Source organism: Mycolicibacter sinensis (assembly GCF_001667945.1).
GTDB lineage: Bacteria > Actinomycetota > Actinomycetes > Mycobacteriales > Mycobacteriaceae > Mycobacterium > Mycobacterium sinense_B.
Genome location: NZ_LZJK01000032.1, coordinates 1 through 541, shown reverse-complemented (window position 1 = coordinate 541; position 541 = coordinate 1). Strand labels below are relative to the sequence as shown.

The 541-nt window shown below is 75.6% G+C and carries 1 pseudogene; it reads left to right on the top strand.

Going from position 1 to position 541, the window contains the following annotated elements:
* Positions 1 to 88: 88 nt before the first annotated feature.
* Positions 89 to 541: pseudogene (locus A5694_RS03390) on the top strand (hypothetical protein); the annotation flags it as partial.

Below are 541 nucleotides of genomic sequence, written 5' to 3'. Positions count from 1 at the left end.
CGCCGCGCAAGCACCCGCGGCTCCCGCTCCGGTGCCCGCGGCACCCGCGCCGCCGCCGGCGGCCCCTGCACCGGCGGCTCCTGCTCCGGTGCCGATTCCGGTGCCGATCCAGGTGCCGAAGCCGCCAGCGGTCGAGATCCCGTCACCGGCCGCGCCGGCGCCGGCGGCACCGCCGCCCGCGCAACAACCCGAGTGGCCGCCGATCTTCAACCCGCCCAAGCAGAGTCCGCCCAAGAACGACCTTCCGTCGTGGCTGCCAGGCAATAACGACGGCGGCAACAAGGGCGGAAATCCGTCGTGGCTGCCGGGCAATAACGGCGGCGGCAACAAGGGCGGCAACCCGTCGTGGCTGCCGGGTGACAACGGCGGCGGTAACAAGGGGGGCAACCCCTCACCGTGGCTGCCCGGCGTCGGCACCAACGGCGGCGGAAACAATCCCTGGCTGCCGGGCCTGGGCGGCGGAAGCAGCGGCGCCCGTGGCGGTGGCGGCGGCTCGTGGTTCCCCGGCCTCGGCGGCGGCGGCAAGGGCGGCGGCGGCCAT